Source organism: Ruminococcus sp. 1001136sp1_2201st1_G3_2201SCRN_220225, assembly GCF_040924365.1.
Lineage (GTDB): Bacteria > Bacillota > Clostridia > Lachnospirales > Lachnospiraceae > Blautia_A > Blautia_A faecis.
Map to the genome: position 1 here is coordinate 21,167 of NZ_JBCOME010000016.1, position 12,731 is coordinate 33,897.

The window sequence follows — 12,731 nt, forward strand, 5'->3', positions numbered from 1 at the left end:
TTTGTAAGGAGAAAGACCTATGGACATTGAACTTATCAAGCGGATGATGGATGCCTGTTATCAGGGCAAGCGGATCCGGGATATGCTGCCGCCTCTGCCAGATGGAGTTGCATCTTCTTATATTCAATATCTGGATATCATTGAAAAGCTGGAAAAGCAGGGAATCCAAGTGAAGGTATCAGATGTAAGTGATGCTCTTTCCCTCCCACGTCCCGGTGTAACCCGTACAGTGAAGGACATGGAAGCCAAAGGTTATGTGAAAAAGTTTGCATCTGCAGAGGACGGCCGGGTTACTTATCTTACTGTCACAGAAGCCGGAAAAGCTCTTTCGGAAAAGTACAATAAGCAGTACTTTACTATCCTGTCCGGTTATGTAGACAGTATCCCGGAAGAAGACATTCTATGTACCATTCGGACCATGGAGAAATTTTATAAGATTATGTGTGAAAGGAGAATCGACCTTGACAAATGAAAAGAATGATTTTACACAGGGAAGCATTCTGAAAAAGCTTGCCCTTTTTATGCTTCCGATTTTCGGGGCCCTTGTACTGCAGGCAGCATACGGTGCCGTAGACCTTCTAGTAGTTGGACGCTTCGGCTCTACATCCGGACTGTCTGCTGTTTCTACCGGAAGCCAGGTACTGAACCTTGTTACCTTTGTGGTGACACAGTTTGCTATGGGAATCACAGTCCTCATAGCCCGCTATCTTGGCGAAAAAAAGCCGGAACGAATTGGCTCTGTTATTGGCGGTGCTGCAGTTGTTTTTGCTGTCATTTCTGCCATACTTTTTATTGTAATGATTGTTTTCGCCCACCCTATTTCCGTGCTTATGCAGGCTCCTGCGGAGGCTGTTTCACTTACCACAAGCTATGTAAGAATCTGTGGAAGCGGCATCTTCTTCATTGTTGCCTATAACCTGCTTGCTGCTATTTTTCGTGGGCTGGGTGACAGTAAATCGCCGCTTTTATTCGTTCTGGTAGCCTGTATTGTAAATATTTTCGGAGATTTGTTTCTGGTTGCAGGGCTTCATCTGGATGCCGCCGGCGCAGCTCTCGCAACTGTTTTCGCACAGGCGGTCAGTGTAGTATGTGCAATCGTCATCCTGCTGAAAAAGGAGCTGCCCTTTTCCATCCAAAAATCCGACTTCCGTTTTAATTCCCAATGTAAACGCTTTCTGGGAATCGGGCTGCCTCTTGCTCTCCAGGAATTTCTTACCCAGCTGTCCTTCCTTGCACTTTGTGCATTTGTAAACAGATTGGGACTGGAAGCCTCCTCCGGATATGGGGTTGCCTGCAAAATTGTAAACTTTGCCATGCTGATTCCAAGCGCACTGATGCAGTCCATGGCATCCTTCGTTTCCCAGAATGTAGGAGCGGGAAAGCCGAAGCGTGCAAAGCAGTCCATGTTCACCGGAATCGGAGTCGGACTGCTATTCGGATGTTTGGTTTTTGTTCTGATTCTATTGAAGGGTGATGTACTTGCCAGTCTGTTCTCAACTGATGCAGCAGTTATCCAGAAAGGCTTTGAGTATCTGAAGGGCTTCGCGCCTGAAACAATTTTAACAGCAATTATGTTTAGTATGGTTGGTTATTTTAACGGAAATAATCAGACCTTATGGGTTATGTTTCAGGGATTGTTCCAGACACTTCTGGTGCGTCTTCCAATGTCATATTATATGAGCATTCAGCCTGCTGCCAGCCTGACAAAAATCGGTCTGGCAGCACCTGCCTCCACACTGGTAGGCATTTTGCTTAATGTAATTTTCTTTCTGTACTTCAACAAAAAAATCAATAACAGGCAATAAGTAAAAAAACAGTCCCCAACGCAGTCTGTAAAATGTACTGCGTTGGGGACTTATTTTGTGACGGGGTTATTCTTATTATACCCGTTCTGCTTTCTTTTCAGTTTCCGGTTTTTCCAAAAGCTTCTTAATACCCTGGATTGCAACCAGCACACCTAATATTAACAGTAATACTGCAAATATCAGCTGTAAAGAATTTCCAAGATCCAGACCTGTTGTTACAAATGCTTTGGAAAGCTTTACAATTGTCATTCCAAGTGCGGTAAAGGTAACTGCCATCATAAATACCATTGGTACCCAGAGCATCCAGCCCTGACGCTTGGTTTTCTTTAAGAATACTGCGCAGGCTACCAGTGCCAGTACAGATAACAGCTGATTTGCAGAACCAAACAGTGGCCAGATTTCTGCATATCCAACCTTGGTAAGCAGGTAAGCAAGTACAAGTGTAATGATGGTTGCAAAGTATTTGTTTGTTACCACTTTCTGGAATGGACTCATATTTTTCTCATCTGTGTCGGAATCAAGGAAAAATTCCTGGAAGGACAGACGTCCTACTCTGGCTACAGAATCAAGAGATGTAAGCGCAAATGCGGATACTGCAAGATTGATCAGAGTGAACACAAGGGAGTGAGGCAAACCGATCACAGAAAGGAAGTTTGCAATCGCACCTGCGAAAATCTGTGGCTGGGTGGTAAGTCCCTGTGCAGCTGCCTCTCCTTTTCCAAATGATGCAACTGCGATCAATGCGATGATTGCAAGCATACTTTCCATAAGCATTGCACCAAAGGAAACCGGCAGCATGTTCTTTTCATTTTTGATCTGCTTGGAAGCAGTACCGGAAGATACTAGGGAATGGAAGCCGGAAACTGCACCACAGGCGATTGTTACAAATAAGATTGGGAACATGTATTGTCCATCTACATTAAAGCTTGTAAATGCCTGAAGATTACATGCCGGGTTTGCTGCAAATACACCGATAACAGCGCCCACGATCATGAAAATCAGCAGATAGCTGTTCAGATAATCACGTGGCTGAAGCAGCGCCCATACAGGAGCTACACTGGCGATCAGAATATATACAAAGATAATAATGTGCCAGGTTCCAAGGCTTACATACATCGGGAACTGCAGTCCCAGCACAATTGCTGCAACCAACAGCACAATTGCAAAAGCAGTATTTACCCATTTATTGAACTTTGTGTATTTCAGGAAAAATCCAAGTCCAACAGCTTCAAAAATGAATAACATGGAAGTTGTCGCAACAGCTCCGTTTGCCACTACCTTTGTCACTTCTCCTGCATCATTTGTGGCAAATCCGTTAAAGGTTCCGGCTACAACATCTGCGAATGCCGCAACAACCAGAATACAGAACAGCCAGCAGAATAAAAGGAATAATTTTTTTCCAAGTTTTCCAATGTACGCTTCAATAATGTATCCGATTGTACGTCCTTTGTTCTTTACAGAGGCATACATAGATGCAAAGTCCTGAACTGCTCCAAAGAACACACCACCGATCAGGATCCAAAGAAGTACCGGAAGCCATCCAAAAATGGCTGCCTGGATTGGTCCGTTGATCGGGCCAGCACCGGCAATGGATGCGAACTGATGTCCAAATACTACATTGGTATCGGCCGGTACATAATCAACTCCATCCTCCATTTCGTAAGCCGGAGTTTTGGCTTTCGGGTCAATTCCCCATTTGTTCTGGAGGTAACGGCCATACAGAAGATAGGCGCCGCCCAGAACTACGATAGCGATTACCATCATCATAATTCCACTCATAATCTTTCTCCTCGTCTTTCATTTGTAGTCAAGTGGTTAATATATATAAAAAACGCCCTTGCTATCCAATGGATAACAAAGGCGGAATTTCCGTGGTACCACTTTGTATTATCGTATCTATTACTAAATACGACCACTCATTGCTGTCTGTATAAACAGCTTCTTCTGTAACGTGAAGACTACGTCCCAGCTTACTGAAATTAGTTATTATTTTTTCAGCGGGATGCTCCCAGGTGATACCACAAAATACCTTCTGCCGCCTCTCACCAGTCTGCGGCTCTCTGTGTTCCGGTTATCTTTTGTAATTTGTCCTGTTCAATGCATTTCTCTTTATCTAACTAAAGTTTTACTACTTTTTTTAGAAAATTGCAATACATTTTTTGTATATATTATACGATTTTATCAATCTGTTTTTGTGCATTTTCGCTGGCCGGTATCAGTATCTTCAGGTCAAACCAATTCTCCTTTGTATCAATGGAAACAGCGCCATCATATTTATTTACCGTATAGCGAATGCTTTTCAGTCCATAACCGTGGAATTCTTTGTCCCGCTTCGTTGTGATAAACGCTCCGCCCTGGTAATTCAGTTCGGTATCATAATAATTTTCAAACCGGAGAAGCAGAAAGTTTTTCTGTTTTGAGACACTGACGTGTATTAACCTTTTTTCTTTATCCGGAATCTTCAATTCACATTCAATGGCATTATCCAATGCGTTTCCAAAAATACTGCAGATATCCATAACCTCCATAAAATCCAGCAAGGTTCCATCTGCAACGCAGGTAAAGGTTATGTTATGCTTTGCGCAATAAAGGCTCTTGGTAGTCAGCACGGTATCCAGCACTTTATTTCCTGTTTTGTTCTGACTTTCATATTTCTTTATATCTGCTTCCATTTTATCCAGAAATGCTTCCCTTTTTCCAGGATCAGCTTCACTTCTTAACACAGCAATCTGATGCTTCAGATCATGATACTTATAATTAATCAGCTCAATGCTTTCTTTTGACTGCTTGTATTGCGCATACTGATTCTGAAGCACATTCTGTACCGCCTCCAGTTCTTTTCTCACCCGAAGCTCACAGCACTGTATCAAATGTGCATATAGAATTGCAATTCCTGCAACATCTACTATAGTACGGATATTCCCTATTTCAAAAGAATATCTGCCTGTAAATGGCGTGTTCACATTCACATAACTCATATTGCTGACAGCAAATACGGCAATACTGATCAGGAGTCCGGAAAAATATTCCCTTCTGGTGATTTCCATCTGTCCATCCTTTGGCAGATGAACATGGAGAATTTTGTACAAAATCACTGCAATCACACCATAGATCAGAAGAATTGCCATTCCCTGCTGCCACCAGGACATCCTTGCTTCTTTCCCTGCATAGCATAGGATCTGCCACCCGGCAGAAGCCATAAATTCGGCTGCTACAAAAGCAATCATTCCAAAATATGCCGCATCAGTCAGCCTGATCTCACAGCAGCAAAAAACAAAAGCAACCATCAGAAAAACCGCAAATATCATACAGGGGATCCAGAAAATCAGCCTTACCCCACCGGTAGAGATCAGAAATATGCTCTGTATTCCAAACGCACCTGCCACAAGACAGCCTGTTACAGCCGGTGAAAATCTTTTTTTGAAAGGCAAAATAAAAATCAGACAAGCCATCCACTCTGCAAGTGCCGTATAAAGTCTTGGAATATCGGGCAGATAATATTCTGTCATTTTATCACCTCTCCCCAATATCTGGTCAGGGCTTCCATGAAGACCTTTCTTCGTGCACGGCTCAATGTCAGATTTTCTCCCTTCACCAAAGCACATCCATCCTGGATCCGGTCCACATGCTGGAGGTTGATCAGATATCCCTTATTTCCACGGCAGAAATTCATCTCCGAAAGCTTTTCCTCCATCTCCTTCATTTTCCCTGTTGTTTCATAGTTTCCCAGTATGGTATGGAGTATCAGAGTATGTCCCTGACTTTCAATATAATAAATATTTGCAACATTGATTCTGACCATGCCGCCTTTCATATTCACCATGATGATCTTCGTTTTCCGCTTTTTCATCCGGCTGATAGCACGGTTAAGCCGCTGGGAAAATGCGAAATAGGACACCGGCTTCAGTACATAATCCAACGCATCCACTGCATATCCCCTGATCGCATATTGTGCCATATTCGTAATGAAAATGATCACAACCTCCGTGTCAATTTTACGGATTTCTTCAGCGGCAGACATTCCGTCCATAAATTTCATTTCCACATCCATCAGGATAATATCATACTGGGATTTATATTTATTTACAATCTGATCGCCATCTGAATAGACTGTAATGTCAAACATCTCTTTGTTCTCTTTTTCATATTGATGCAGAAACTGCTGAAGCTGCTTTGCATACAGTTCTTCATCTTCTACAATCGCAATGCTGATCATACCAGTCCTCCTTTTTTCCTGTTATTACAACTCCTTTCATAATAAATAATTTTCCCTCACTCTGCAAGACAAAAATCACATAAAAAAATCCCCCTTTTTTCTCTGAAACTTTTACAGATTCCTTGCTCTGCTTTTTCCAGATTTAAAAGGGGGACTTATGTCTCCAGATTACTGTTTAATTATTCGTTTACAGCCTGTTTTTTCTTTTTTCTCCAACGTACAATTACAATTGTATCAACTACAATAAGAACAACTGCAAGAATCACGTCAATCATTACAAACAGTTTTGTCATATTGGTCATTCCGCTTGCCGGATTTCCATCTGCATAATATCCGCTGTTTGCTACTGTATAAAGGATATTTTTGCAAGCCTGACGCATTGCAAGAACTGCTGTTGCGCTCTCATCTGTCAGTTTGTTGGACTCTGCACTGTTAAATCCAAGCATCAGATCATTTCCGTTTCTGATACAATGATCGGTGATCATGTAACCATAGGAACCGTCATAATCGGTTTCTACCATTCCAACGAATCCCCATTCTCCACGGAGCACGTTGTTCAAAAGCTCGTTGTTTGCACAGCTTGGCACTGTACCGATCCAGTTGAAGGAGGACATAACTGCCATTGCTTTTCCTTCAAAGCCCTTTGTTGCAAGCTCAAATGCTTTCAGATATCCTTCACGGATGGTCTGCTCAGAAGCAAATGTGAGAAGGAAGGAGCATCTGTTTGTTTCCTGATCATTTAATGCAAAATGCTTCATGTATGGATAAACACCCTTGGTGGCTGCTCCATTCATTTCATTTGCTGCCATGTATCCGGACAACAGACTGTCTTCTGAATAATACTCGAAGTTACGTCCTGCAAACGCTGTACGGTGGATGTTCATAGCGGGTCCGTACCATCCGTAGTTGTCAGCATCTACATATTCCTGTCCCATAGAAACGCCGATTTCATTTGCAAGTTCTTTGTTCCAGGTCTGAGCCATAAGAACTTCAGATGGATAAGCAGTTCCATATGCCTTTGTGATGAAGTTGTTTAATCCTGCAGGTCCATCACAGTCAGATGTGGCAATTTTACCTACTGATTTGATTTCTGCAGTCTGCCATCCACCAACATTGATCAGAGTAGTCATATCTTCAAAGCTAAGCTGGTCTAACAGCTTATCCCAGTCTGCATCGTCATAATCTTTTCCGGTAAGGTCAGCAAGCTGAAGTCCGTTGTCTGCTCCCATTTCCGGCATTTCATCAGAATCATTGTTATATTTGGTTCCATCATAAATACCAAATACATTCTCTTCTACGGCTGCTCTTGTCTCGTCGCTCATTACATAAGCATCCTCTTCCGGCACACCGCATGCTTTGTCATAATTTGCAAAACCGTCCTCACGGGAAAGCTGCTCAAAGTCGCCTCTCGCATAATCCTCAAACTGGTTTGTTGCAACAGTTTTGTCAGAAGAGCGACCATCTTTGCTGTAATCAATATCTTCATCAACGGTGAACTTCTCTTCACCAAGAACTGTATGAGAGTCTGAACGAAGAGAAATTGTGTATTCGCCAGCCTCTAAGATATAACCGCCTCCGGAGATCTTAATACCTTCAGAATCATAGGAAGCCATATCTTCTTTGTTGATGGTAAAGGATTTTGTCTGTGATTCTCCCGGCTCAATAGAATCTGTTTTCTCAAAAGCGATCAGGTTTGCTGCTGCTTTCTCAATTCCACCGTTTGTGTAAGGTGCTGTGTAATAAATTTCCACAACATCTTTTCCAGCAACAGAGCCTGTGTTCTCTACTGTTACATCAAAGGTGACGGTATCTCCGTTATCCTTGAAATTCTCAATCTGTTTGTCAAAGGTTGTGTAGCTGAGTCCATATCCAAATGGATACTGTACCATATCCTCATACTTGATAAGACCCTCTTCAGCTGCTGTTTCATAGAATTTATATCCTACATAAATTCCTTCTGCATAGTTTACAAATCCCATGCTTCCTTCGTAAGCCGGATCATTTGCTGCGATCTGCTCTTTCAGATCTTCTACGTTTGTATAAGCATTCAGACCCATATTGTTGTAGTATGGAGTCTCTGTCAGATCCTTTACAAAGGTATCTACTGTTTTTCCAGATGGGTTTACAGAACCATTGATGATCTCGCCCAGTGCTTCGAAGCCTGTTGCACCTGCTCCAGGAGCAAAGATAACAGCACCGATCTGCTCATATTTGTCAACCCAGTCCAGTTCCATTGCATTATTTGCATTTACAACTACAATAACATTATCAAACTGGGAGCATACTGTATCCAGCATATCTTCCTCTGTGTTGGAAAGCTCGAGATAGCTTTCTCCCTCATCGAAGTCATCATAGTCTCCATTGTTTGTGTAGCTTCCTTTTACATATCCGTAATTATCCGGGGAAACCGATACTTCCTCTGCCATCTTTGCATAGCTTCCATCAATTACAGACTTCATATCGGTTGGAAGGTCTGCACCCTCTCCACCGGAACGTCCAATTACAACTACAGCTGTGTCAGAATACTCTTTTGCTTCGTCCATCAGGCTGTCTGTGTAATAATCCTTTGTCGGCTCAGGAAGTGTCCAGTCCTGCTGTGCCATAGCAATTGTAGGACGGTCAGCTCTGTAGTCAGTATACATCTTGGTAAGAGACTCGTTTGTCTCATATCCGGCATCCTTTAAGGACTGCAGGATACCGATTGCTGTGGAAGAATCAGAAGATCCTGATCCTGTTCCGCCAAACAGCGGGTTTGTAGAATCCCAGCCGAATACATTCAGTTTCTTTGTATCTGAGGAAAGAGGTAAGATACCATCGTTTTTCAGTAATACCATTCCTTCTTCAGCAACCTTCTGAATGGTTGCACGGCTCTGGTCTGTAGTCTCTTGTGCAAGTACTACTTTCTTTGCGTTTAAAACACTTGATACGTTGTTGTACATCGGTCCGTAGCAGATTACATTTACAAGCACTGCAACAATTGCAATAAATGCAATGGCAGCCTGCCAGCGGATCACATGGCGGAATCCCTTTTTGGCTTTATGAGCCACAACCATTACTACGATCATCACAACAAGTAAAGCAAAGATTGCGATAACGTAGCCGATCAGCTTCTCAATATAGGATGTAAGGTCAGCCTGACTTACACCGAGACTGCTGAAAACCGGGCTCAGTAAGTTTACTAAAAATCCTGTCATAATCATTTCCTCCCTTTGTTATTTGCAGGAGCATTTTATCATATTTCAGCAGATTCTGCTGTATTTTACATAAACGGTTCTTTTTTTACATAAACGGTTCTTTTTTTTACATAAACAGTAGTTTTTATGGCATTCGTTTTATTAATCCATTCGGAAACACTTGGTGTAAAAGTCAATAATCCGACCTGCTTTTTAAAATGTTCAGATTGGAACACTTTAAATTGCTACATCTTGTACATTAATTATCCTATTCTGGCAGGCTACTTTCCAAACAGAGTCGTCCCCACCCGATTAAGTCATTTGGCAACTTTTCCGATCCTTGCAAGGCTTTTGCACCACGACGGAGATAGGCTTTTAGTTTTTCGCCATAGAGGTAGGGATCGTTTCGGCGGGTGATTCCCCATTCCATAAGGAGGGCGGCTGCACCGGTAACGAAAGGCGTGGAAAAGGAGGTGCCAGTGAAGGATGCATAGCCTCCACCAGAGCGGGGAGCATAGATATCAACACCGGGAGCGACAAGGTCGGGTTTTGGATAGGGGAGGGCACGACAGCCGCGGCCAGAGAAATCGGCATAGGTGTTTTGGCGGGCATCGTAGGCGCCGACACTGATTACGCGCCTGGCAGTGGCAGGGATTGTGAGGGTTCCCTGAGGACGTGGAAGATAGAAGGCTGTGCCTGGGTTTAGCGTTTTGCCACCTGGAAGCCACAGGAAATATTCCCCGTTTTTTATATTTCTTGCTGCTAAGATTATTTTCCACACACCGCTGTCTACATAGGGGGTTTTCTCATCCTGCGGCAGAAAATCCACATAAATCTCCTGCGTCACATGATACGGTGCCGGTTTTCCATAGTAGATCAGAAGTTTCGTATTTCCCGCCTGCCAACGCTGGGCGCCCAGTGTTTCAAAAAGTGGACCAACACGCTCCCCGGCTGGATGTTCCAGATAAATTTCCATCTCATCTTCGTAATTTTTCCAAAGCTGCACATTTAAGGTAGGCTCAAAGGCACCAACACCAAGTTCAATTTCCTGGATTTCACCTGGCGAAAGCATGCCTCCGGTATGCAGAGCATCATTTCCATTGTTGCCCATTCCTACACAGATCACATTTTTCCCCATGCCGGACACATTGTCCAGGTAAGTTTCCAGCAGAGAATCGCCTCTGTGTGAGCCATAATTATTTCCAAAGCTTAAATTGATCGCAATTGATCTTCCAAGCCGTATGGCCTGCCGAACCAGATAATCCACGCCTTGCATCAGCTCTGTAGTTCTTGGAAAAGAATCCTGTCTTGGAATTCCCATTTTTACAACCAGAAGGTCACTTTCATATGCCACACCCCGGTTCACTGCCCCACGGGAAAAATCGCTGCCAGCTGCCACTCCAAGCACAGCGGTTCCATGACCGCTTACATCTTCAGACGGAACAAGGCGCCGTCCCTCCTGCACAGAAAGGGACAACGCCTCATTGATTTCCTCGTTAGTATATTCAGTTCCTGTTGCATAGCCTTCCGGGGGATTACCGGGAATGCTCTGATCCCACAAACGCAGAATCCTGGACTTTCCATCTGCTGTGAAAAATGCAGGATGCCTGTAATCCACCCCGGAATCCACAATTCCGATCAACACGCCGTGCCCTGTCAGCCGTAGATTTCCCGGCTCATCGCGCTGTACCTGGGTAATACAGCTTGCCTCTTTCGAAAAAAGATCTTCGAAATACAAACGGGTGGGCTTTTCTATAAATTCTATCTGGGGACGCCGAGAATATTCATCCAGCATACTTTCAGGAAGCGTCACAATGGCATACCTGCCAAGGAGAGGGACCACGGAGATTTCGGGTCCACCAAGCAACACCTTAACAGAATCACCCATTTCACTATACTTCACAATAATTTCCCACTTTCGTGTCTGCTTCTCATACCCCACATTCAGATTCCGGGATTTCTCTCTTTCCTCTTCTGTAGCATCCATTGCAAGGTTTAAAAGATTATCCAGCTTCTGATCTGGCATATTCCCTCCATTTTGCAGCATATGCATACACAGAATATACTTATCTTTAATTTACGCCAACCCGTTTTAAATAATGCCTCAGAGCCTTCTTATCAGATTGTAAAGCGGACATTCCAGGTCCGCTTTGCTACTTGCTCATGAACGCAGTTGCTTCGCGACCTGTCAGTGGGAGCTTTCAACTCCCACTGACATAAGCATCCCCCTTACCCACCGCTTAGTGCTCCGCGCACTTGAAGCGGGGGGGTAAGGGGGATGCTTATCTGCGTTCAAATACCAGTTATTTTTCCTCTACTTTCACCTTTTTCAGCAGAAAAACCATCACCAGCAACACAACTGGAAAAATCAGTCCTACGCCCATACCCACGCGGATGTTATCTCCTGCATTCTGTGTGACACGGCCAACGATTCCAGGGCCTATACTGCCTCCAAGATCTCCTGCCATGGCAAGAAGAGCGAACATGGCAGTTCCGCCTGCCGGGAATTTCTTAGAGGAAATACTGATGGTTCCAGGCCACATGATTCCAACGGAAAATCCGCAGACAATACAGCCGATCAGTCCTGCTGCCGGATTTGAGGACAGAGATGCAAGAAGATAGCAGAATACGCATAAAATTCCGGATCCTGCCATAAATTTCATCAAGTCCATTTTATCTCCGTATTTTCCAAAGATCACACGGCTGATTCCCATCGTAATGGCAAACATGCAGGGGCCGGCCAGGTCTCCGATGGTCTTTGACAGTCCAAGTGCCGCCTCTGCATAGGCAGATGCCCACTGGGACATGGACAGCTCTGATGCCCCTGAACACACCATCAGACACACGGCAATCCAGAATACAGGCTTACGAAACAGTTCCCTGATCTTCATGCCTTCCCCTTCATCCACCAGATGTTCGATGGGACAGGTGGCAAAGTTGTAAACATTAACTGCCGGAACGATTGCCCACAAAACTGCCAGCCACTTCCAGCTGTCCATTCCAAAAACTGCGAAAAACAGGGTGGAAACTGCAATGGTTCCCACAGAGCCCCAGCAGTAGAAGGAATGAAGAAGACTCATGGTCGCCTCTTTATTTTTGAAAGGACATGCTTCCATAATAGGACTGCAAAGCACTTCAATCAGTCCGCTTCCAACAGCATAAACAATAACACTGATGATAATTCCCACAAAAGGATCTGGCAAAAGCTCCGGAAGAAATGCCAGCCCCACCAGTCCTAAAGCGGAACTGATCTCAGAGGTCACAATGCACACGCGATATCCGATTTTGTCCACAAATCGGGCACAAAACAAATCAACCAGCAGCTGGGTAAAGAAAAAGCAGGTGGAGATCAGTGCAATATTTCCAAGGGAAATATGATAATCTGTGTGAAATTTCAGAAACAGCAAAGGTGCAAAATTCGCTGCTATGGCCTGGGTGATAAAGCCCATATAACAGGCTCGTTTGGTTTTCTGGTAATTTTGCATGATTGGTTCTCCTTTTTTCTTCTTTAAAGAAGATTTTTGTCTTATTGGATTA

The 12,731-nt window shown here is 43.8% G+C and carries 8 protein-coding genes and 1 other annotated feature; of the genes, 2 read left to right on the forward strand and 6 right to left on the reverse strand.

Annotated elements, in window-relative coordinates:
- The first annotated feature begins 19 nt into the window (after positions 1 to 19).
- Both AB5642_RS07265 and AB5642_RS07270 read left to right on the forward strand, forming a co-directional pair.
- The gene (locus AB5642_RS07265; protein WP_195590562.1) at positions 20 to 472 is read left to right on the forward strand and encodes a MarR family winged helix-turn-helix transcriptional regulator; all 453 of its coding nucleotides are present in this window, start codon (positions 20 to 22) and stop codon (positions 470 to 472) included.
- Positions 462 to 1,805: an MATE family efflux transporter gene (locus AB5642_RS07270; RefSeq protein ID WP_368371514.1), complete on the forward strand. Its 1,344-nt coding sequence runs from the start codon at positions 462 to 464 to the stop codon at positions 1,803 to 1,805. The genes AB5642_RS07265 and AB5642_RS07270 overlap by 11 nt, the downstream gene beginning before the upstream one ends.
- Before the next feature lie 75 nt (positions 1,806 to 1,880).
- On the opposite strand, the gene AB5642_RS07275 is transcribed toward AB5642_RS07270, so the two are convergent.
- The 6 genes from AB5642_RS07275 to AB5642_RS07300 all read right to left on the reverse strand — a co-directional run bounded on the left by AB5642_RS07275 (position 1,881) and on the right by AB5642_RS07300 (position 12,679).
- The gene (locus AB5642_RS07275) at positions 1,881 to 3,584 is read right to left on the reverse strand and encodes a carbon starvation protein A (RefSeq protein WP_148461049.1); all 1,704 of its coding nucleotides are present in this window, start codon (positions 3,582 to 3,584) and stop codon (positions 1,881 to 1,883) included.
- A gap of 74 nt (positions 3,585 to 3,658) precedes the next feature.
- Positions 3,659 to 3,912: a binding site (T-box leader), on the reverse strand.
- 61 nt (positions 3,913 to 3,973) lie between these two features.
- Positions 3,974 to 5,314, reverse strand: coding sequence for an ATP-binding protein (locus tag AB5642_RS07280; protein ID WP_368371515.1), 1,341 nt, complete (start codon positions 5,312 to 5,314; stop codon positions 3,974 to 3,976).
- Complete coding sequence (locus tag AB5642_RS07285) at positions 5,311 to 6,021, reverse strand: LytTR family DNA-binding domain-containing protein (protein ID WP_173716530.1); 711 nt, start codon at positions 6,019 to 6,021, stop codon at positions 5,311 to 5,313. Before AB5642_RS07285 ends, AB5642_RS07280 begins: the two co-directional genes overlap by 4 nt.
- A gap of 179 nt (positions 6,022 to 6,200) precedes the next feature.
- Positions 6,201 to 9,215 carry a glycoside hydrolase family 3 C-terminal domain-containing protein gene (locus AB5642_RS07290; RefSeq protein WP_173736046.1) on the reverse strand — a complete coding sequence of 1,005 codons (3,015 nt, stop codon included), beginning with the start codon at positions 9,213 to 9,215 and terminating at the stop codon, positions 6,201 to 6,203.
- 247 nt (positions 9,216 to 9,462) lie between these two features.
- Entirely contained in the window at positions 9,463 to 11,220 is a 1,758-nt protein-coding gene (locus AB5642_RS07295; RefSeq protein WP_368371516.1) for a S8 family peptidase, read from the reverse strand.
- 277 nt (positions 11,221 to 11,497) lie between these two features.
- Complete coding sequence (locus AB5642_RS07300; RefSeq protein WP_313719365.1) at positions 11,498 to 12,679, reverse strand: sugar MFS transporter; 1,182 nt, start codon at positions 12,677 to 12,679, stop codon at positions 11,498 to 11,500.
- Between the last annotated feature and the right edge of the window lie 52 nt (positions 12,680 to 12,731).

What these genes read in the sequence shown, in the direction of transcription:
- AB5642_RS07265 (WP_195590562.1), top strand. Translation starts at nt 20, where the DNA reads ATGGACATTGAACTTATCAAGCGGATGATGGATGCCTGTTATCAGGGC.
- AB5642_RS07275 (WP_148461049.1), bottom strand. Translation starts at nt 3,584, where the DNA reads ATGAGTGGAATTATGATGATGGTAATCGCTATCGTAGTTCTGGGCGGC.
- AB5642_RS07280 (WP_368371515.1), bottom strand. Translation starts at nt 5,314, where the DNA reads ATGACAGAATATTATCTGCCCGATATTCCAAGACTTTATACGGCACTT.
- AB5642_RS07285 (WP_173716530.1), bottom strand. Translation starts at nt 6,021, where the DNA reads ATGATCAGCATTGCGATTGTAGAAGATGAAGAACTGTATGCAAAGCAG.
- AB5642_RS07290 (WP_173736046.1), bottom strand. Translation starts at nt 9,215, where the DNA reads ATGACAGGATTTTTAGTAAACTTACTGAGCCCGGTTTTCAGCAGTCTC.
- AB5642_RS07295 (WP_368371516.1), bottom strand. Translation starts at nt 11,220, where the DNA reads ATGCCAGATCAGAAGCTGGATAATCTTTTAAACCTTGCAATGGATGCT.
- AB5642_RS07300 (WP_313719365.1), bottom strand. Translation starts at nt 12,679, where the DNA reads ATGCAAAATTACCAGAAAACCAAACGAGCCTGTTATATGGGCTTTATC.